Source organism: Streptosporangium sp. NPDC006007, from assembly GCF_040614315.1.
GTDB lineage: Bacteria > Actinomycetota > Actinomycetes > Streptosporangiales > Streptosporangiaceae > Streptosporangium.
The window spans coordinates 91,338-111,889 of record NZ_JBEXUG010000015.1 but is presented as its reverse complement, the minus strand read 5'-3'; the positions used below and the strand labels follow the sequence as shown (position 1 = coordinate 111,889).

15 protein-coding genes are annotated in these 20,552 nt (G+C 71.0%); 11 read left to right on the top strand and 4 right to left on the bottom strand.

The window, feature by feature from the left end; translation table 11 throughout:
* Positions 1-83 precede the first annotated feature (83 nt).
* Positions 84-1,712, top strand: a complete 1,629-nt coding sequence (locus tag ABZ194_RS14770; protein ID WP_355596230.1) for a SulP family inorganic anion transporter — start codon at positions 84-86, stop codon at positions 1,710-1,712.
* Positions 1,713-2,396: 684 nt separating this feature from the next.
* Positions 2,397-4,952 carry a DNA topoisomerase IV subunit A gene (locus ABZ194_RS14765; protein ID WP_355596228.1) on the top strand — a complete coding sequence of 852 codons (2,556 nt, stop codon included), beginning with the start codon at positions 2,397-2,399 and terminating at the stop codon, positions 4,950-4,952.
* Between the two features lie 229 nt (positions 4,953-5,181).
* Here ABZ194_RS14765 and ABZ194_RS14760 read toward each other — a convergent pair whose 3' ends face one another.
* On the bottom strand, positions 5,182-5,499 hold the full coding sequence (locus ABZ194_RS14760; RefSeq protein ID WP_355596226.1) for a hypothetical protein: 318 nt from the start codon (positions 5,497-5,499) through the stop codon (positions 5,182-5,184).
* A 165-nt stretch (positions 5,500-5,664) separates the two neighbouring features.
* Between ABZ194_RS14760 and ABZ194_RS14755 the strand changes: the two genes are divergently transcribed.
* Positions 5,665-6,159: a carbonic anhydrase gene (locus tag ABZ194_RS14755; RefSeq protein ID WP_355596224.1), complete on the top strand. Its 495-nt coding sequence runs from the start codon at positions 5,665-5,667 to the stop codon at positions 6,157-6,159.
* A 46-nt stretch (positions 6,160-6,205) separates the two neighbouring features.
* On the opposite strand, the gene ABZ194_RS14750 is transcribed toward ABZ194_RS14755, so the two are convergent.
* Complete coding sequence (locus tag ABZ194_RS14750; protein WP_355596222.1) at positions 6,206-8,278, bottom strand: DNA topoisomerase IV subunit B; 2,073 nt, start codon at positions 8,276-8,278, stop codon at positions 6,206-6,208.
* Positions 8,279-8,517: 239 nt separating this feature from the next.
* Here ABZ194_RS14750 and ABZ194_RS14745 point away from each other — a divergent pair, with 239 nt between their 5' ends.
* Together ABZ194_RS14745 and yaaA are read left to right on the top strand one after the other, a co-directional pair.
* Positions 8,518-8,748, top strand: coding sequence for a hypothetical protein (locus tag ABZ194_RS14745; protein ID WP_355596220.1), 231 nt, complete (start codon positions 8,518-8,520; stop codon positions 8,746-8,748).
* A 203-nt stretch (positions 8,749-8,951) separates the two neighbouring features.
* On the top strand, positions 8,952-9,692 hold the full coding sequence (gene yaaA, locus ABZ194_RS14740) for a peroxide stress protein YaaA (protein WP_355596218.1): 741 nt from the start codon (positions 8,952-8,954) through the stop codon (positions 9,690-9,692).
* Between the two features lie 130 nt (positions 9,693-9,822).
* On the opposite strand, the gene ABZ194_RS14735 is transcribed toward yaaA, so the two are convergent.
* Positions 9,823-11,472 carry an RNA polymerase sigma factor gene (locus ABZ194_RS14735; protein WP_355596216.1) on the bottom strand — a complete coding sequence of 550 codons (1,650 nt, stop codon included), beginning with the start codon at positions 11,470-11,472 and terminating at the stop codon, positions 9,823-9,825.
* Positions 11,473-11,714: 242 nt separating this feature from the next.
* Complete coding sequence (locus ABZ194_RS14730; RefSeq protein WP_355596214.1) at positions 11,715-13,808, bottom strand: SpoIIE family protein phosphatase; 2,094 nt, start codon at positions 13,806-13,808, stop codon at positions 11,715-11,717.
* Positions 13,809-14,935: 1,127 nt separating this feature from the next.
* Here ABZ194_RS14730 and ABZ194_RS14725 point away from each other — a divergent pair.
* The 6 genes from ABZ194_RS14725 (at position 14,936) to ABZ194_RS14700 (ending at position 20,491) form a co-directional block, all read left to right on the top strand.
* Positions 14,936-16,513, top strand: coding sequence for a hypothetical protein (locus ABZ194_RS14725; protein WP_355596212.1), 1,578 nt, complete (start codon positions 14,936-14,938; stop codon positions 16,511-16,513).
* Between the two features lie 3 nt (positions 16,514-16,516).
* The gene (locus ABZ194_RS14720; RefSeq protein WP_355596210.1) at positions 16,517-17,272 is read left to right on the top strand and encodes a 5-oxoprolinase subunit PxpA; all 756 of its coding nucleotides are present in this window, start codon (positions 16,517-16,519) and stop codon (positions 17,270-17,272) included.
* Between the two features lie 70 nt (positions 17,273-17,342).
* Complete coding sequence (locus tag ABZ194_RS14715) at positions 17,343-17,969, top strand: allophanate hydrolase subunit 1 (RefSeq protein WP_355596208.1); 627 nt, start codon at positions 17,343-17,345, stop codon at positions 17,967-17,969.
* Positions 17,966-18,823 carry a biotin-dependent carboxyltransferase family protein gene (locus ABZ194_RS14710; RefSeq protein WP_355596206.1) on the top strand — a complete coding sequence of 286 codons (858 nt, stop codon included), beginning with the start codon at positions 17,966-17,968 and terminating at the stop codon, positions 18,821-18,823. The genes ABZ194_RS14715 and ABZ194_RS14710 overlap by 4 nt, the downstream gene beginning before the upstream one ends.
* Positions 18,824-19,098: 275 nt before the next feature.
* The gene (locus ABZ194_RS14705) at positions 19,099-20,238 is read left to right on the top strand and encodes a hypothetical protein (RefSeq protein ID WP_355596203.1); all 1,140 of its coding nucleotides are present in this window, start codon (positions 19,099-19,101) and stop codon (positions 20,236-20,238) included.
* A 10-nt stretch (positions 20,239-20,248) separates the two neighbouring features.
* Positions 20,249-20,491, top strand: a complete 243-nt coding sequence (locus ABZ194_RS14700; protein ID WP_355596201.1) for a hypothetical protein — start codon at positions 20,249-20,251, stop codon at positions 20,489-20,491.
* Positions 20,492-20,552: the final 61 nt, after the last annotated feature.

The window sequence follows — 20,552 nt, the reverse complement described above, 5'->3', positions numbered from 1 at the left end:
CCCCTTCGGCCCCGCGCGGGGGAACCGGTAGCAGAGTGGGGTGATCGGCAGGGAACCACCGAGGAGAGTCGCGCTTCACCCACATGCTGAACCTGAGCGCACCGCGCGCCGACACGGTGGCGGGGGTCACGACGGCCGCCGTCGTGCTGCCCCAGGCCGCCGCGTACGCCACCATCGCGGGGCTTCCCGTGCAGGCGGGGCTGTACTGCGCGCTCGTTCCCATGATCGCCTACGCGCTGACCGGCACCTCACGCCCGATGTCGGTCAGCACCACCTCCACCCTGTCGGCGCTGACGGCCGCCGCCCTCGCCTCGGCGCCGGCGGGGACCCCGCCGATGACCGCCGCCGCCACGCTGGCCGTACTGACCGGGGTGGTCCTCGCCGTCTCCGGCGCCCTGAGGCTGGGGTTCCTGGCCGACTTCATCTCCGAGCCGGTGATGACCGGGGTGAAGAGCGGCATCGGCCTGACCATCGTGGCCGGCCAGCTCGGCACGGTGATCGGCGTCCACCCGGAGGGGGACAAGGTCTTCGACCGGCTGCTGTCGGCCCTCGGCAGGCTGGGCGACGCCCACCTGCCCACGATGCTCGTCTCCGGCGGGACGATCCTGCTGCTCGTGGCGTTGCGGCGGGTGCCCCGCGTGCCGGGCCCGCTGGTCGCGATGGTGGCCGTCACCCTGGTCAGCTTCCTGACGGACCTGCGGTCGCACGGCGTGGCCACGGTCGGCGAGGTGCCCGGCGGCCTGCCGACGCCGCTCCTGCCCGGCCTCGACCTCGACCTGATCCGGGTGCTGGCGCCGATGTCCCTGGGGGTGGCGCTGCTGGCCTTCGTGGAGTCGATCACCGCGGCGAGGATCTTCCGGCACCGGGACGACCCCCCTCTGGACACCGACCGGGAACTGTTCGCGCTCGGGCTGGCCAACGCCGCCGGCGGGATCTTCCGGGCCTATCCCGCGGCGGGCGGGATGACGCAGACCGAGGTGAACGACGCCTCCGGCGCCCGGAGCCAGACGGCCGAGATCGTGACCGCGCTCTGCGCGGCGGCGCTGCTGCTCTTCCTGGCCCCCGCGCTGGGCCCGCTGCCCATGGCCGCCCTGGGCGGGCTCGTGCTGACCATCGCGGTACGCCTGGTCGACGTCCACGCGCTGGTGGCGATCTGGAGGGTCAGGCGCCCGGAGTTCGCGCTCGCCTGCCTCACGATGCTGGTCGCGGTCGGCTTCGGCATCATGCAGGGCGTGCTGGCCGCGGTCGTGATCTCGCTACTTCTGCTGCTGCACCAGGTGGACAACCCGGCGATCTACCCGCTGGGCCGTGACCCGGCCTCGGGGGCCTACCGCGACCTCGGGCGGTACCCGTCGGACCAGACCGAGGCGGGACTGCTGATCGTGCGCGTCGAGAGCCGTCTCTACTTCGCCAACGCCCGGCGGGTGGCGGAACGGGTGACGGCGCTCGTCGAGGCCGCCGCCCCCCGGCCGCGCGCCCTGCTCGTCGACCTGACCGGCGTGCCGGGCATGGACCTCACCGCGGTATCCGCGGCCAAGGAGTTCCACGCCACGCTGGAACAGCGCGGCTTCGGCCTCTGGGTCGCCGTCGAGAGCCTGGAGCCCACCGAACTGCTCCGGCGCACGGGGGCCTGGGAGCGGCTCTCCCGGCGGGGCCGGATACATCCGAGCGTGGAGGCGGCGGTCGCCGCCTACCGCGCCTCCGAGTCCTGAGCCCCGCGGGGTCCCGGGCCGCGGCGGGGGACGGCGGCGCGGGCCCTGCCGGGGTGGTGGAACACGAACGGCCGGCCAGAGGCCGGGTCCATTCGCGCACCGTGACGTTTCGCGTCTCATCGCCACTCCCCCATTCCGCCGGGAATGGTTTCCCGCCTTTCCCCGCCGGGGTGGGCGACGGACAGGTCCGGACCGTTCCGACCGGGAGAATGCCATCCATGAAGCGATTTTGCCCGCGGATAAAACCGGCGGCCGGCGGCGGGCGGCACCGGACCGAGGGGTCACCGTGGACCCTCCGCGATGGAGTGCCGGCTGGAGCCCGGCGCGGAGACGTGGACCGCTCCGCCCCGGGAAGGCGGTGAGTGTCGGACGCGGCGAGTATGGTGGCGAGCCTCCGCACCATGTACGGTCACGTCGATCGGGATCGAGCCCGCAGGCGACCGGTCCCGCCGTCACCGAGGAGGCGCCTGATGATCCCGCCTCCCCCGTGTGAGCGGATGGGGCGCGTCACCTCGCGCACCGCCGGACGTCGCCGCGCCGAGGTCGGCGCGGAGCGTACCCGCGGCTCACATCCCGGTCGGAGGCTCCCCCATCGAGCCGACGGCTACCTTTACACCACGAAGACAGAAGGAGGATGCGCCTCTTCCTCGGCCCGAAAGCCGAGGCACCCGCGCAGGAAATCAGATGGCTCGACGGACGACCACACCCCCGGCTGACGGTGACTTCGAGGAGCGGATCGTCGATATCGACGTCTCCGCCGAAATGCGTGCCAGCTATCTTGAATACGCATATTCGGTCATCTATCAGCGCGCGCTGCCCGACGCCAGGGACGGCCTCAAGCCGGTCCAGCGCCGCATCCTCTACTCGATGAGCGAGATGGGCCTGCGGCCCGACCGGGGACACGTGAAGTCGTCGCGAGTCGTCGGCGACGTGATGGGCAAACTGCACCCGCACGGCGACACCGCCATCTACGACGCGCTGGTCCGTATGGCGCAGCCGTTCTCGATGCGGCTGCCACTGATCGACGGGCACGGCAACTTCGGCTCCCCCGACGACCTGCCCGCCGCGATGCGCTACACCGAGGCCCGGCTGACCGCCGCGGCCATGTCGATGGTCCAGTCGATCGACGAGGACACCGTCGACTTCAAGCCCAACTACGACGGCCAGGAGACCGAGCCCACGGTCATGCCTTCGGCCTTCCCGAACCTTCTGGTCAACGGGGCCACCGGGATCGCGGTCGGGATGGCGACCAACATGGCGCCGCACAACCTCGTCGAGGTCATCGCGGCCGCCCGCCACCTGATCAAGAAGCCGGACGCCACGCTCGACGACCTGATGCGCTTCGTGCCGGGCCCCGACCTGCCCACCGGCGGCACGATCATCGGCCTGGACGGCATCCGCGACGCCTACGCCCGAGGCCGGGGCACATTCCGGATGCGCGCCAGGTGCGCGGTGGAGCAGGTCAGCCCCCGGCGCAAGGGCATCATCGTCACCGAGCTGCCCTTCAACGTCGGCCCCGAGCGGGTGGTCACCAAGATCAGAGAGCTGGTCACCGCCAAGAGGCTCCAGGGCATCTCCGACCTCAAGGACCTCAGCGACCGGCACAGGGGCCTGCGCCTGGTCATCGAGATCAAGAACGGTTTCATCCCCGAGGCCGTGCTTGAGGAGCTCTACCGGCTGACGCCGATGGAGGAGACCTTCGGCATCAACAACGTGGCGCTGGTCGACGGCCAGCCCTGCACCCTGGGCCTGCGCGAACTGCTCAAGGTCTACGTCGACCACCGCATCGACGTGATCCGCCGCCGGTCGCTGCACCGCAGGCGCAGGCGCGAGGAGCGCCTGCACCTGGTCGAGGGCCTGCTGATCGCCCTGCTCGACATCGACCAGGTCATCCAGGTCATCCGCTCATCGGACGACTCAAGCCAGGCCCGCGAGCGGCTGGTGGAGACCTTCCGGCTGTCACAGATCCAGGCCAACTACATCCTGGACACCCCGCTGCGCCGCCTGACCCGCTTCGACAAGCTGGAGCTCGACGGGGAGAGGCGGACCCTCCAGGAGGAGATCGCCGAACTGACCGCGATCCTGTCCTCCGAGGACAGGCTCCGCAAGGTCGTCTCCGACGAGCTCGCCCAGATCTCCAAGACCTTCGGCACGCCTCGCCGTACGGTGCTTCTGGAGTCCTCAGGCGTCACCAGGAACGCCTCCGCGCCGCTGGAGGTCGCCGACGACCCGTGCCTGGTGCTGTTCTCCTCGACCGGCCTGCTGGCCCGCACCACCGACGCCTCGCCCCTGGCGGGCGAGGGCGACCGTTCGGCCCACGACGTGCTGGTCTCGGTGGTGAGGAGCACCGTCAGGGGCGAGGTGGGCATGGTCACCAACCAGGGCCGGATGATCCGGATCCAGGTGGTCGACCTGCCGACGCTGCCCCCCTCGGCCAATCCGCCGTCGCTGTCCGGCGGGCACCCGGTGTCCGAGTACGTCACCTTGAACCTCGGCGAGACGGTGGTGGGCGTCGGCTCGCTCGATCCCGAAGGCCCCGGCCTGGCCCTGGGCACCGCCCAGGGCGTGGTGAAGCGGGTCGTCCCCGACTACCCGGCCAACCGCGACGACTTCGAGGTCATCGGGCTCAAGGACGGCGACAGCGTGGTGGGGGCGGTGGAGCTGACCTCCGAGAACCACGACCTCACCTTCATCACCTCCAACGCCCAGCTGCTGCGCTACCCGGCCTCCGTCGTCCGGCCGCAGGGCCGCCCGGCCGGTGGCATGGCGGGCGTACGGCTGGACGACGGGGCGTCCGTGATCTGGTTCGGCGCGGTCGACCCGGAACACGAGTCCAGGGTTGTGACGATCGCGGGATCCTCCACCGCCCTGCCCGGCACCCAGGTCGGCGGCGCGAAGGTCTCCGACTACGCCGAGTATCCGGTCAAGGGCCGCGCCACCGGCGGCGTCCGGGTCCAGCGGTTCCTCAAGGGCGAGGACGTGCTGCTGCTCGCCTGGGCGGGCCCCGCCCCGGCCCGCGCGGTCTCCACCGTCGGCAAGCCGGTCCCGCTCCCCGAGGAACTGGGCCGTCGCGACGGGTCCGGCCTCCGGCTCACCCACACGGTGGCGGCCGTGGGCGGCGCCCTCGGCGCCTCCGAGGACGTCTCCGAGGGCACAGGCGGCCATGCGGGGGGCTCCGGTGGCGCCTTCGGCGAAGACCCCGCCGCCCCCGACGGCTCCCCTGCCCCCGGGAGAGGGTGACCCCGCTCCACCCGAGAGTCCCCAGGCCCCGCGGAACCCCGCGCCGCCCCGGGCCGGGCGACGCCCGGTGAGCCCGGACCTCTCGGGGCTCTCGGGGCTCTCGGACCGTTACGGGGGCTCATGTCCCCTGGAGTTCACGTCCCCGGTCTTCCGGCCCCGCCCGGCGCGGACGGAGCCCGCCCGGAGTCGGCGAGGGCGGCGGCGCCGTCCCCCGGGGCGGGTGGAGCCCTCAGGTCAGCGACCCCCGCAGGGCGAACCGGATGGCCATCAGCAGCTGCCAGGGCTCTCCGGACTCCCAGGAGCGGATGAGCCCGGCCACCTGCTCGCCGGGCCGGAACTCGCCGAACCCGTGCGGGCCGAAGCAGCCGGCGTCCACCAGGACCCCCACCAGCGGATCGTCGTCGCCCAGCGATGCGGTGTAGGCGGCCGCGTCGAGCAGGGCCAGCGCCGACCGGGCGTTACGGCCGTCGTCACGAACCTCCACCCGGTCCAGCTTGCGCCTGCCCTCGGCGCGCAGATACTCGGCCAGGGATTCGATCCCGCTCATGGCCCTCTCCAAAGTCCGCACTTTACGTCAGCACATCATCACTCATGGTGAGGATCAAGTGTGGGATCTTCCCCAAGTCGGGGAGATGGGGAGCCCGGAAGCACACATCAAACAGCCATGCAGCATCATTGATCTGTTGATTCCACTGACCGAAAAGGTGTGTACGTGAGTCGCTTCGACGACCTGCTGGCCGCGAACAAGGAGTTCTCCAGTACCTTCACCGACTCCGAGCTGACCGGTAAGGCGGCTCGTGGCCTGGCGGTGGTCACCTGCATGGACTCCCGGATCGACCCGCTGGGCATGTTCGGCCTCAGACCCGGCGACGCCAAGATCCTGCGCAACGCGGGTGCCCGGGTGACCGAGGACGTGCTGCGGACGCTCGTGCTCGCGGTCTACCTGCTCGGTGTGAACCGGGTGCTCGTCATGCCGCACACCGACTGCGGCATGGCGAAGATCACCGACGACGAGGTGCACAGACTCGCGGCCCGGAACGGCGTGGACACCCGGAGCCTGGAGTTCCACACCGTCCCCGACCAGGACTCCGCGCTCCGCCGCGACCTGACGCGCATCAGGACCAGCCCGTTCCTCCCGTCGGACCTGGCCGTCGGCGGCGCCGTCTACGACGTGCGGACCGGCAGGCTGACGCCCGTCGAGATGTGAGGCCCCGGCCGCGTGCCGGCGGGCTCACCGGCGCCGGAACACCGGGTCAGGCGTCGATGTGGTCGCGGTCGACCTCGGCCGCGCTGTTCACGATGAACTCCCTGCGGGGAGCAACGTCGCTGCCCATGAGAAGGGCGAAGATGTTCTCGGCCGCCTCGACGTCCTCGATCCTGACCCGGCGCAGAGTCCTGTGCCGGGGCTCCATGGTGGTCTCCGCCAACTGGTCGGCGTCCATCTCGCCCAGCCCCTTGTAGCGCTGCACGGGGTCCTTCCAGCGCTTGCCCCGGCGCTCCAGATCCCGCAGAACGCGGTGCAGCTCGGAGTCGGAGTAGCAGTAGATGTACTTGCCCTGTCCGCGCCCGGGGTTGGTGACCTCGATCCGGTGCAGCGGCGGGACCGCGGCGAAGACGCGGCCGGCCTCCACCATCGGCTTCATGTAGCGGTGGAACAGGGTGAGCAGCAGGCAGCGGATGTGCGCGCCGTCGACGTCGGCGTCGGCCATCAGGATGACCTTGCCGTAGCGGGCGGCCTCGATGTCGAAGGAACGGCCGGAGCCCGCGCCGATGACCTGGATGATCGCGGCGCACTCGGCGTTCTTGAGCATGTCGGCGACGGACGCCTTCTGCACGTTCAAGATCTTGCCCCGGATCGGCAGCAGCGCCTGGAACTCCGAGTCGCGGGCCGCACGGGCGGTGCCCAGCGCCGAGTCGCCCTCGACGATGAACAGCTCGCTGCGGTCGACGTCGTCACTGCGGCAGTCGACCAGCTTGGCGGGGAGCGCGGAGTTCTCCAGGGCGGTCTTGCGCCGCTGGTTGTCGCGGTGCTCGCGGGCGGCGATGCGGGCCTTGGACGCCGCGGCGATCTTCTCCAGCGCCGCGCGCAGCTGCTGCTTGGCACCGCGGGGCGGGTTGGTGAAGATCTCCTTGAGGTCGCGGGAGACGACGTGGGCGACGATCCGGGACGCCGCCGAGGTGCCGAGGACCTCCTTGGTCTGCCCCTCGAACTGCGGCTCGGGCACCCGGACGGTCACCACCGCGGTGAGCCCCTCCAGGATGTCCTCCCGGGTGACCGGGGCGTCGCCGTTCTTCAGCAGGCGGGTCTCGCGCAGCTGCTCGTTCAGCGTGCGGACCAGGGCCCGCTCGAAGCCGTTGACGTGGGTGCCGCCCTTGGGGGTGGCGATCACGTTGACGAAGGACCGGACGGTGCTGTCGTAGCCCTTGCCCCAGCGGAGCGCGACGTCCACGGTGAGCTCGCGCTGGACCTCGGTGGAGGTCATGTGGCCCAGGTCGTCGAGGACCGGCACGGTCTCGTGGAAGTGGCCGACGCCCTGCAGGCGCAGGACGTCGCAGACGGGCTCGTCGCGGGCGAGGAACTCGGTGAACTCCGAGATGCCGCCGTCGAAGCGGAACTCCTCCTCGACGGCCTCCTCGCCACGGCTGTCGCGCACGGCCAGGGTCAGGCCGGGGACCAGGAAGGCGGTCTGGCGGAGACGGACGTGGATCTCGCTGAGGGAGACCTCGGCCTCGGGCAGGAAGATCTGGTGGTCCACCCAGAAGCGGACGCGGGTGCCGGTGACGCGGCGGCCGAGCGGGCCGCCGTCGCGCAGGCCGGACTTCTTCTTGAACCTGGCGGTGGGCCCGTCGCCGTCGAAGACACCGGGCACACCCCTGCGGAAGCTGATCTCGTGGATCCGGCCGCCCCGGTCGACCTCGACGTCCAGCCGGGAGGAGAGGGCGTTGACCACGGAGGCGCCGACCCCGTGCAGGCCGCCCGAGGCGGCGTAGGAGCCGCCGCCGAACTTCCCGCCCGCGTGCAGCTTGGTGTAGACGAGCTCGACTCCGGCCAGGCCGCTCTTGGGCTCGACGTCCACCGGGATGCCTCGCCCGTTGTCGCGGACCTCGATCGAACTGTCGGCGTGAAGCTCGACCTCGATGCGGGTGCAGTGGCCGGCCAGGGCCTCGTCGACCCCGTTGTCCACGATCTCCCAGAGACAGTGCATGAGACCACGGCTGTCGGTGGACCCGATGTACATGCCCGGGCGCTTGCGGACAGCCTCAAGGCCCTCCAGCACCGACAGGTGGCGCGCCGTATAACCCGTCTCCGCGCTAACTGCGGTCACACCCACTCCCACTCTGCTCGAACACGTGTGCGCAGCTTACCGTTCTTCCCGCCGCGGCGCGTACAAGCTTGCCATCAGGACGCCGGCCGCGTTGCCCCAGACGTGATCACCGTCACTTTCGGCGGCTTTCCGCTCTCGGCGTAGCGGGGGGTCGGTTGGGAACGTCCGTATCGGGTTAGATGTTGTCTCAAGTGACTGACGCCAGATCCTCCGCAAGGGGATGACCTGAAAGGCGATACGTGACTGGAACTCTCGCCCCCGCCAAGCAGCTGACGGCCACGGACCGCTGTGACCGGTGCGGTGCCCAGGCTTATATCCGCGCGACCCTGCCCGTAGGTGGGGAGCTGCTGTTCTGCGCCCACCACGGGCGTCAGCACGTGACCGTGCTGAGAGACAAGGGCGCCGACATCCAGGACGAGTCGGCACGCCTCAGCGACACCCCTTCGACCGCGAACAAAGACGAACGGTAGGGGCCGGCGGGCCCGATGGCGACATCGGCCCGGCACCGCGGCACTCGCCTGTCCGAGAGGTGACCTCCTCCCGGTGCCGGCCCCCGGCCATAATCAAATATCCCGGCCGCGCGCCCTGCTCCCACATTCACCGAGAGCGGGGCACGCGGTGTTCACCGGCTCCGGGCAGCCTCATCCCGGCCGCCTGGCTAGGCTCGACGACTGTGCTGATTCTGCTGCCTCCGTCGGAGGGGAAGGCCGCGCTGGGCGACGGCCCCGCCCTCGACCTGTCCCGGCTGGCCTTTGGGTCCCTGAACGCTTCCCGGGAGGCCGTCCTGGACGCGCTCGCCACCCTGTGCGAGGGGCCCGAGGCGCAGGCCGTCCTCGGCCTGTCACCGGGGCTGCTCGGTGAGATCGGCAGAAACCTGGACCTGCGGACCGCGCCCACGCTGACGGCCGCCGAGCTGTACACCGGGGTGCTCTACGACAACCTCGGCCTGGCCTCACTGCCTCCGGAGGCCGCCGCGCGGGCCGCGCGGAGTCTCCTGATCTTCTCCGGGCTCTGGGGGGTGCTGAGGATCACCGACAGGGTGCCGCCGTACCGGCTCTCCATGGGAGTACGGCTGCCGCCGCTCGGCGGGCTGGCCGCCTACTGGCGCCGATCGATCACCCCGGCCCTGGACAGCTGTGCCGGCCTGGTGGTGGACCTGCGTTCGAGCGCCTACGCGGCGGCCTGGCGGCCCGCCGGCCGGGCGGTGGCGGTACGGGTGCTCAAGGACGGCAAGGTCGTCAGCCACATGGCCAAGGCGACCCGCGGCGTGATCGCCCGCTCACTGCTGGTGGGGAACGTCGACCCGCAGACGCCGGAGGAGCTGGCCAAGGTTCTGGACGATCTCGGTCACACCGTCGCCCTGGGCCCGGCCCCGGCCGGCAGGCGGTCGTGGACCGCCGACGTCATGGTCTGACGGGATCCCCGGACCCTGGCGGGCGTCCACGCGGTGGACGCCCGGCGGTCCGGCGGGGCCCGGGACGCGCTCCGCCGGGTGAGCGACGAAGGGCTCACGCCACCTGGCGTGAGCCCTTCGTCACCTGATCTCAGTCGAGGTAGTCACGCAGGACCTGGGACCGGGACGGGTGGCGCAGTTTGGACATGGTCTTGGACTCGATCTGCCGGATGCGCTCACGCGTCACGCCGTACACCTTGCCGATCTCGTCCAGCGTCTTGGGCTGGCCGTCGGTGAGGCCGAACCTCATCGAGACCACACCCGCCTCGCGCTCGGACAGGGTGTCGAGGACCGAGTGGAGCTGCTCCTGCAGGAGCGTGAAGCTGACGGCGTCGGCCGGGACGATCGCCTCGGAGTCCTCGATGAGATCGCCGAACTCGCTGTCCCCCTCCTCACCCAGCGGGGTGTGCAGGGAGATGGGCTCACGGCCGTACTTCTGGACCTCGACCACCTTTTCGGGGGTCATGTCGAGCTCGCGGGCCAGCTCCTCGGGAGTGGGCTCGCGGCCGAGGTCCTGCAGCATCTGCCGCTGGACACGGGCCAGCTTGTTGATCACCTCGACCATGTGGACCGGGATGCGGATGGTCCGCGCCTGGTCGGCCATGGCCCGGGTGATCGCCTGCCGGATCCACCAGGTGGCGTAGGTGGAGAACTTGTAGCCCTTGGTGTAGTCGAACTTCTCGACCGCGCGGATCAGGCCCAGATTGCCCTCCTGGATCAGGTCCAGGAAGAGCATGCCCCGGCCGGTGTAGCGCTTGGCCAGCGAGACCACCAGGCGGAGGTTGGCCTCCAGCAGGTGGTTCTTGGCACGGCGGCCGTCCTCGGCGATCCACTCCAGCTCGGCGCGGACGTCGACCGGCAACCGGTCTCCGTCCGTGCCCAGCTGCTCCTCGGCGAACAGCCCCGCCTCGATGCGCTTGGCGAGCTCGACCTCCTGCTCGGCGTTGAGCAGGGGGACCTTGCCGATCTGCTTGAGGTAGTCCTTGACCGGGTCGGCGGTGGCACCGGCCGCGGCGACCTGCGGCACGGGGGCGTCGTCGTCGTCGTCGGAGAGGATGAGGACCTCGTCCTCGCTCTGCTCGACGACCTCGGCCTTGGGCTCCTCCTCGGTCTCGGTCTCGGTCTCGACTTCAGCCTCCACCTCCACCTCGGCCTCGGCCTCGACTTCGACCTCCACCTCGACTTCGAGATCGAAGTCCTCGATCTCGACGTCCTCAAGGTCGATGACCTCGTCGTCCTCCCCGGCCGCCGGCTTCGGCTTCGGGTCGGACTTGGGCGCGGGTGCGGCCGGGGAGGACCCCGCCTTCTTCGGCGGGGCCGGAACCGGCTTCTTGGCAGCCGGCGCGACCTTCTTGGCCGGGGGCGCCGGCTTCTTGGCCGCGGGCGCGGGCTCGGAGCCGCTGACGACCGCGGTCACGGTCTCCGGCTGCTCCTTGGCCGCCGCGGCGGTCTTCGTCTTCTTGACCGGGGCGGGAGCGGCGGGGGTACGGCGTTTGGCGGAAGTCCGGGACTTCTTGGGAGCTGCGGAGTCCTCAGCGGTAAGTCGTACGGTGATGCCCTCTTTGCTGAGGCTGCGCAGGATTCCAGCGACCTGCGCCATCGGAATGTCCGCTTCCTCGACGGCCTTGCGGACATCCTCGGACTCAAGGAACCCCTGCGAGCGTCCCCGCTCCATCAGCTGCTGAATGACGGGCTCGTTCAGCTCGGATGGCTTCGAGCGAGTCGAACTTGCAGGCGACACGAACACCTCTCGAAGGAAAGCGTGACGAGAATGGACCCAGGTGCCCACTAGGGGCGGATACCTCTAGTTGTGATGAACGAGGCTGCGCGGAACCGCGACGCACCTGTCCAGCATTGTGGCACGACACCGTGGTCCATACGGCCGCCTCCTGGCGGTTGCCCTCCACCCTAGGCCGACCAAGAGAGTAGTGCGTACGGAAGCGAGCCACCGATACCCGAAAGCAACCGTTATGACTGTTTCATTCAGTCACTCTTCGTGGCCATGGGAACATGAATTGCGAGCACGGTAACATCATCATCCTGCTCATACCCAGACAGCATCCGGTCAACGAGGAAATCCAGCAACATGTGAGGACTTCCTACGACTTCGGGCGGCGCTTCGGTCACAACCGAGCAAAGATCCGCGAGACCGGCATCCAGCCCACGTTTGCGATTCTCCACCAGACCATCCGAATACAGGACGGCGGTGTGCCCGGGCGGGACGCAGAACCGGAACTGCCTGCGGCTCGTGGGCCAGCCGAGCGGGGTACCCGGCTCGCCGTCACAGAGCAGCGGCACCCCCTGAGGGGAGACCAGCAGGGGCGGCGGATGACCGGCCAGCGCCAGCGTGCCCTCCCCGGTGCCGGGCTCCACGACCATGTAGGCCAGGGTGGTGACCTGTTCCTCCTCCTCTGTCGCCTCGAAGACCCGGTCCAGGCCGGTGAGAACCGCGGCGGGCGGCGGGTTGGTCAGCGCCAGGGCCCGCATGGCGTTGCGGATGCGGCCCATGCCCGCCGCCGCCTTGACGCCCTTGCCCATGACGTCACCGACCACCGCCGCGACCCGGCCGTCCTGCAGCACGAACGCGTCGTACCAGTCGCCGCCGACCTGCACGTGGCGGCTGCCGGAGCGGAAGCGCTGCGCCAGCACCAGACCGCGCACCACCGGCAGGCGATCGGGCAGCAGGCTGCGCTGGAGCGTCTCCGCGGTGCGGTGCTCACGCTCGAAGAGGGTGGCCCGCTCGACGGCGAGGGCGCACTGCCCGGCGAGCGCCTCCAGGAAGACGCCGTCCTCCTGGGAGATCTTCTGCGGGCGGGTGAAGGAGAAGCGCAGCGCGCCGAGCGCACGGCCCGCGGCCAGCAACGGCAGGCCCACCCAGGCCCGCTCATCGCTGTGGGCGATGAAGCCGGTGACGCTCTCGTCGTCGCCGCCGGCCTCCACGAGCTGGGAGCGCAGGCTCTCCGGCGACTCGGCGAAGACCGGGCGGCGGCTGTTGACCGCCATGGTCATCACGCTGGAGTGCGACAGCGGGATCTCCTCGCCCGGCGCCCCGGGGACATCCGGGATGCCACCGCTGTTGATCAGCTTCAGCGCGGCCCGCTCGACGTCGAGCAGGGCCACGGCCGAGCGGTCGGCCGCCAGCGCGGTGCGGCCCACGTCGATGATGACCTGGACGACCTGCTCGACGGTCAACGCCTCGGCGAGCATGGCCGTGGCGCCCTGCAACCGCGCCGTGCGCAGGGCGGCGGCGCCGAGCTGGTCGGTGAGCCTGCCCCGCATCTCCTCGGCCTCGCGCTGCGGGGTGACGTCGGTGTTGGCTCCCACCCACTCGACCACCCTGCCGTGCCGGATGATCGGGACGGCGCGCACCTCGAAGTGACGGTAGCCGCTGGCCCTGGTGCGGACCCGGTAGCTCCACTCGAACATGATCCGGCCGCGGAGCGCCTCGCGCCAGGCCTCCTCGGTGTGCCGGCGGTCGTCGGGGTGGACGGCGTCCAGCCAGCCGCGGGCGAGGTAGTCCTCCAGCCCCTGGCCGGTGATGGCACGCCACTGCGGCGCGTCCTCCTCGACCGTCCCGGTGGGGGCGGTGATCCACACCAGCTGGGACTGGGCCTCGACCAGCGAGCGGTAACGCTCCTCGCTGCGCCGCAGGTCCTCCTCGACCTGCCTGCTCTGGGTGATGTCCACACCGACCAGGCAGATCGCGTGCAGCGCGCCCTCGTCGTCGTGGATCGGGGAGAAGGTCAGCGACCAGTGGTGGGTCTCCCCCTCGGCCGTGCGCACCCGGATCCGCTGGTCTCCCTCGACCTGGGTCCCCTCGGCGATGCCGCGGACCGCGCCCGCCACGATCGCGGTGAGGTCGGCGGGGAGCACCTCGGCCGCGGCCCGGCCGACCAGGCGCTCGGCGGGGAGATCGACCACGGCGGCGAAGACCTCGTCGACCCGCTGGAAGCGGCCGTCGGGACCGAGGAACGCGAAGGCGAACGGCGACTGTGACAGCAGGCCCTGCAACAGGCCGGAGTCCGAGATGTCCGCACCCGACTTCCGGGGACGGGGCACGGAGGTTTCGGCGCTCATGGTCGGCACCTCCGTCGTGTGCCAGGGTCTCCCACGAGGCACATCTCCAAACTTGCGAATTGGCGTAGCGCAGCTCCGGGGGGCCGGATCCTGCAGTACATCATCGGCGATGGGCACGTGTGGACGGAAGCCCCGCCCGTGATGCGGTCGGTACATCCCGCGAACCTCCCCGGTCCGGGAACCGGGATCTCCACGCTAACGCGCCGGTCCCCCGGCACGGGCGTCGCCCGACCGGCGTCGCGCCGGAGCCGGGTGGTGGCACCGTCCCCCACCGCGTCCGCCCTCTTCCGGGGCGCGCGCCGGCAACCGCGCCGCGGTCCGGTTCCGGGCCGTCCCACGCGCCGCGCGCCGTCCTCGCCCCCGCCGGCCCTCGCCGGCCGGGGCCGGGCGTCGCCGGCGCCCTCCCGAAACACCGGCGCGACCACCACCGGCACCGTCAAACGTTTGCGGCCAGGACCCTAGCAGGATCAAGCCGGACCGTCCCGACAACTGCCCACCTCATCTCCGCGAGCGTCCCAAGAAAGATCAGGCTACTGACTCATTCCCGATTTGGCTTCCCCTTCAAGGACACCTGTTTACTGTCTGGTCGACATATCCAGTCAAGATGGGCGCTGACCTCGCATCTCACCCACAGTGGCGGCCGCCCCGCCGTACCCGAGGGTTGACAGCCGCGCCACACGTTGTGGAATGGGGACGCACGTTCCCGCCGTCCGTCCGGGGCTCACCTCCCGGAAACCCGGAGGAATGCGACATCCATGCCCGCTCTCGCCACCCGCCCCGGCTCCGGCCCGCCGGCGTCCCACCCCCGGGTGGACACCCCGCCGCCCGCCGGGTTCCGCACCGTCCCCCCACCCGCCGCGGGCCGGTGCGTGAGCGACGCGTGGACCCGCGCGGAGCGCCTGGGGCCGGGGCGACGGCCGAGGTGATCGAACGTGCCGCGGGGAGCGTCCGCTCCCCCTCGTCAACTCCGCGCCGCCACGGCGGAGTCCCCGGTAACATCGAGATCACCAGGCCGTGTCCCACGCACCGTTCGGCCGGGGAATGCGAGAAGGTTGGAACGTGAGCGAGCAAGGCGGGCGAGCCAGTCAGCGCGACACCGGCCCGGCGGGGCCGACGAGGGAGGCCGCTTGAACCGGCGGCACCGTCGAGACCCACGAGAGAGCCACTCTCCGGACGAGGTGTTCGCCGAGATGCTGCTCGCCTCCCGCGAGCTGCTGGCCGTGCGCAGCCCGCTGGACGCCGAGCTCATGGTCTCCGACATGGTCGGGGCATGGTGGGGGCGGCGGTTGCGGGGCGGGGACGCCGAGCAGGTCCTCGGGGAGGGGCTGGTCGACTACGCGGCCAAGGCCGGCTCCCCCGCCGCGCTGACGCTGCTGATCGCGCTCGCCTACCTCGGCACCGCCCGCCAGGCCGCCAAGGCCGAGGGCGCGGCGCTGGCGCTCATCGAGCGGGACGTGGCCAGACCCCGCTGGGCCGACCGGCTGGGCGTCGTCAAACCGACCGGCTGCTTCGTCTCCCGCGACGCCTACGGCGACCAGGACACCGTGGTGTGCACCTTCGGCTACCGGGGCGCGGACAACAACGAGGACCGCCACGCGCTGGTCATGATCGTGGACTACAACATGCGGGGCATCGCCCGCGACACCTGGGTCTCCTCCCAGGTGGACAAACTTCTTGACCAGGCCAGGGCGGAGGCGGGGGCCACCCCGATGCTCAGGTTCGAGGAGATCGAGCCGCAACAGGCCAGGGCGCTGCTCGAATCGGCCATGAAGGCCACCACCGAGTACGGCGACCGCAGGACGACCGCGCCGGTCAGCGACAGCTACAGCGCCTACCACGCCTTCGCCCGCTCCCGGATCAAGGCCCTGCCGCCCGGCCGCAAGCGCCCGGCCCCGCTGTACAGCGAGGCACCCTACAGCCGCGACCGCCGGGCGATGCTGGCCGCGGAGTTCCTCTCCTCGGACGCGGCCGAGCACCTGTCGGACCCCTCGTCGGCCTCGCGGTGCGCCGACCACATCATCGACTACGGCTGCGACCAGGACTTCGGCCGCCCGCTGCGGGTGAGCCCGACGAAGTGTCAGACCTTCCTGCTCGACTGGCTGCCGCGCAAGGTGATGCTCAGCCCTGCCGAGCAGGAGGCCGTGCCGTACGTGCTGGGGGCCTGGGCGCGTTTCGCCGCGCGCCGGAGCGGGCTCGCCGAGGAGGGACTGCGCGCCACGCTGGACGGGATCTGGGAGGCGACCGCCAAGTTCGCCGAGGCGTACCGCGACCCGACCACCTTCGGCCTCGACCGCGACCTGCTGAAGCGGCTGCTGCCGGACGGCGACCTGTCGGCGCTGGCCAGGCGGGTGTTCGCGTTCCCGTTCCTGCAGGGGGTGCACGGCGAGATCAAACTCGACCTGCTCAACCCCGCCGACGAGGCCGACCGCCGCATCCTGCTGGGGATCGACCACGCCGAAGAGCTGACCAGACCCGACTACGACGAGCACATCGCCTGGCACGAGGAGATCGCCGGGCGGCTCTGGGAGGGCGACCCCCCACAGCTGTGGGAGGCCGTCCAGCGGCTGCTGGACCTCGGCCACGACCGGCACGACGTGCTGCACGTGCTGATCGAGATCGCCGAGCGGATCGGTGACGACCCCGAGGAACTGGCCATCGCCCTCGACGACATCGCCGACATTCCCGACGAGCCTCCGGCGCAGTGAGCCATGGTGATCGATCTCAACGCCGATCTGGGGGAGGGCTTCGGCATCTGGCGGCTGGGGGACGACACGGCCCTGCTCGACGTGGTGACCAGCGCGAACGTCGCCTGCGGGTTCCACGCCGGCGACCCGCTGACCATCCGCCGCACCTGCGCGGCCGCGGTGGACCGGGGCGTGATGATCGGCGCCCAGGTGTCCTATCGGGACCTGGCCGGGTTCGGCCGCCGCGAGATGGAGGTGGACCCGGAGGAGCTCCGCGCCGAGGTGCTCTACCAGTTGGCCGCGGTGGACGGGATCGCCCGCGCGATGGGTGGCCGGGTCTCCTACGTCAAACCGCACGGCGCGCTCTACAACCGGATCAACCGCGACCCGGAGCAGGCCGAGGCGGTCGTGGTGGCTGTGGCCGACTACGACCGGAGCCTGCCGCTGCTCGGCTTGCCCGGTTCGGCCGTCCACGCGATCGCCGCCCGTGAAAAGCTCGCCACCGTCGCCGAGTGCTTCGCCGACCGCGCCTACACCCCCGCGGGCACGCTGGTCCCCCGCCGTTCCCCGGGCGCCGTGCTGCACGACCCGGGCGAGGTCGCGGCCCGGGCCGTGCGCATGGCGACCGCCCGGACGGTGACCGCGGTGGACGGCTCCCAGGTCGCGGTGGACGCGCGCTCGATCTGCGTGCACGGCGACACCCCGGACGCCGTGCTGCTGGCGCGGGCCGTCCGTGACGGCCTGATCGCCGCCGGGGTGACCCTCCGGGCCTTCACATGAGCCCCGGCAGCCGGGACACGGCCGAAGACCCTCCCGTGAGGCCCGGGCGTCCCCTGGCCGGGGCCGTGCGATGATCCGCCGGGTCGGGGAGCACGCGCTGCTGGTGGAGACCGGATCGCTGGAGGTCTCCCACCGGCTCGACGCCCTGCTGCGGGCCCGCCGCCCGGCCGGTGTGGTGGAGATCGTGCCCGGCCCCGAGACCGTCCTGGTCACCGCGCCGGGCACCGATCCGTCCCCGCTCGGAGCGCTCCTGTCCGCCCTGCTGGAAACGGCGCGCGCCCCCGGCGTCCCAGGCCCCCCTCCCCCCGGCGGGGCCGTGACGGTCCCGGTGGTCTACGACGGCGCCGACCTCGGCGACGTGGCCGCCCTGAGCGGCCTGTCCGCGGCGGAGGTGGTGGAGCGGCACACCGGACGGGAGCTCGTGGCGGGCTGGCTGGGGTTCGCTCCGGGGTTCGCCTACCTCATCGGGCTGGACCCGGCGCTGCACGTGCCCAGGCTGGCCACGCCCCGGACCTCGGTCCCCGCGGGGGCCGTGGCGGTCGCGGGCCCCTACTCGGCGGTCTACCCCTCGGCCTCGCCCGGCGGCTGGCGGGTGCTCGGCCGCTCCCCCCTGACGGTGTGGGACGTGGACGCCGACCCGCCCGCACTGCTCACGCCGGGCACGCGGGTGCGGTTCGAGGCGGTCACCGCCCCATGATCGAGGTCATCGCGCCGGGGCCGTACGCCACCGTGCAGGATCTCGGCCGCCCCGGCTACGGCCATCTGGGCGTGCCCCGCTCGGGTGCCGCCGACGCGCCGAGCCTGCGACTGGCCAACCGGCTGGTCGGCAACCCCGAGGGCGCCGCCGCGATCGAGCTGACCTTCGGCGGTGCCCGGCTGCGCCTCCGCACCGGCGCCTGGACGGCCGTCACCGGAGCGCCCTGCCCCCTGGAGCTGCTCCTGCCCGGCCGGACGGTTCAGCAGGGGATGGACGCGCCGTTCTGGATCCCCTCGGGCGGCGAGCTGTGGGTGGCCGCCCCCGGCTCGGGGCTGCGGACCTATGTCGCGGTGCGCGGCGGCCTCGACGTGCCGCCCACACTCGGCAGCCGCTCGACCGACTCGCTCTGCGGCCTCGGCCCTCCCCCGCTGCGCGCGGGGACCCTGCTGCCGGTGGGACCGACCGGTGCGCTGCCGCCCATCACGGTGGACGCGGCACCGCCGCCTGCGGGACCGCCGGCTGTCCTGCGCGTCCTGCGGGGGCCGCGTGACGACTGGTTCGTCCCCGGCGCGCCGGCCACTCTGTGCTCGGGGCCGTACCGGGTGAGCCAGGACAGCAACCGGGTCGGCGTGCGGCTGCTGGGCGCCCCTCTGAAACGGGCCCGAACCGGGGAGCCGCCCAGCGAGGGCATGGTGGCCGGGGCCGTTCAGGTACCGCCGGACGGGCAGCCGATCGTGTTTCTGGCCGATCATCCGCCGACGGGCGGCTATCCGGTCGTCGCCGTCCTCACCTCGGCCTGCCTCCCCGTGGCCGCCCAGCTCCGCCCCGGTGACCCCGTCCGCTTCCGCATGTGACCACCTGAGACACTCCGCGCCGAATCAGCGGCGAACACAACCCCGACCGAACGCGAAGACCCGGTACAGACAGGCTCACGGCCACGTTCGTCGTTGTACATAATCGTCAAATCCTCACATTCTCCGGAATGGAAACGGGTATCGCAGGGAATTAGCAAACCTGTGTCGCGGCGGGAAGCCCGCGCCACAAGGGATGTCCGGTATCCCCTCGAAGGGGACAGGCATCCATTTTCCCTTTCTCACGGGACTCCTTTTCTTTTACCGGAGGGATCGACATGCAATCAGAAAAACTTATTTCCAAGGAGTACATGGACCTGGCCAAAATCCAGAGCCGTGAGGAGGAGCAGCTGCTGTCCAGACGGAACGTCGTGGGTGTCGCGCTCGGAAACAAGCGGACCCGCGATCAGGACACCGGCGAGAAGGCGATCACCGTCCTGGTGGACTCCAAGCTTCCCAAGGACATGCTGTCCCAGGACGATCTGATTCCGTCGAAAATCGGAACGACGCCCACCGACGTTCAGGAGGTGGGGGTCATCCAGGCCGGAGCCCCGCTCACCGTCGGCGGCGGACAGCCGGTCACCTCCTATCTGATGCCGGGGGCCACCTCGACTCAGCCGCCGGGGTCTTTCATGACCGTCAGCGACCTGGGCGCGATCGTCGGCCAGAACGGCTCCGCCCACACCGTGCGGATCGATGACAGGTCGCTGGCGGCGCTGGAGAACGTCGGGCCCTTCAAACTGACGAAACGGGTCAGGCCCGCCTACGGCGGCGTCAGCGTCGGGCACTTCCAGATCACGGCCGGAACCCTGAGCACCTGCGCCTACGACGCGTCGGCCTTCCCCGGCGTGCCCCAGCGCTACTACATCCTGAGCAACAACCATGTTCTCGCGAACTCCAACGCCGCGGCCATCGGCGACCCGATCCTGCAGCCCGGGCCGGCGGACGGCGGAACCTACCCCACCGACGTCATCGCCCGGCTCAGCCGCTTCGTGCCGATCCAGTTCATGCACCCCAACCAGCCGGCGCCGCTCAACTATGTGGATGCCGCGGTGGCCGAGGGCAAGTTCGAGGACCTCAACCGGGAGATCTACTGGGTCGGGCCCCTCAGAGGACTGCTCCCGGCGCCCACCCTCGGCCTCGTCGTTCAGAAGTGCGGCCGCACCACGAACTACACCACCGGCACGGTGCAGAACATCAACGCGACCATCGACGTGAACTACGGAAACGGCCGGGTCGCTCGATTCGCGCGCCAGATTCTCACCACCAACATGTCGGCCCCCGGTGACTCCGGCAGTCTCATATCCGACCTCGAAGAGCGCGCGGTCGGACTGCTTTTCGCCGGGTCCACCGCCGTAACGGTCATCAACCCGATCACGCTGGTACAGCAGCTGCTCGGAATCCGCGTAACCGAATAGTCTCCGAAACATGACCGAGAAAACCGGCGACGTGGACGCCGCGCTCAACGACGCCACTCACTGGATCGACCAGGTTCCCGAAGTCGTCGCGGTCGGGCGGGGAGAGAGCGACGGTGAGCCGACCATAGATGTCTGGGTCACCGTGGCACCGGGCCCGGGGGTCCTTCCACGGCGGCTCCGTGGCATCCCGGTGCGGGTGCGCGAGTCGGGCGGACCGATCACGGCATACGAAGAGGAAGACGACGGCCCCTGACCTCGGGCGCTCGCCGCGGGTTTCGGCGGGCTTAGCCGTACAGGACAGCACGGAGGCCCCT